1 protein-coding gene is annotated in these 203 nt (G+C 53.7%); it reads left to right on the top strand.

The window, feature by feature from the left end; translation table 11 throughout:
- Positions 1 to 203, top strand: a 203-nt coding sequence (locus tag H5084_RS19400; protein ID WP_182692252.1) for a hypothetical protein, incomplete at both ends; no start/stop codon positions are given.

The following is a 203-nucleotide window of genomic DNA, read 5'->3' as shown; positions in this document are numbered from 1 at the left end:
GTCGTGGGCAATGAGGTTCTCTTAACAGCAGCGGGCGCGGCGCTGGTTAACAGCGGAGCAGCCTTACCTGAATTTACGTTAACACCGAACGACGGCACAATTAATGGTGAAACGGATTCGGCCACCCCGGTGGTGAATACGGTTAACGATGCACCTGAAGTGACGATCACGAACACCAATGCATTTACCGAAGACGACGGCAG

The organism is Psychromonas sp. SR45-3 (assembly GCF_014163575.1).
Lineage (GTDB): Bacteria > Pseudomonadota > Gammaproteobacteria > Enterobacterales > Psychromonadaceae > Psychromonas > Psychromonas arctica.
The sequence above is the reverse complement of the archived record's forward strand: the minus strand, read 5'-3'. Positions and strand labels throughout refer to the sequence as shown.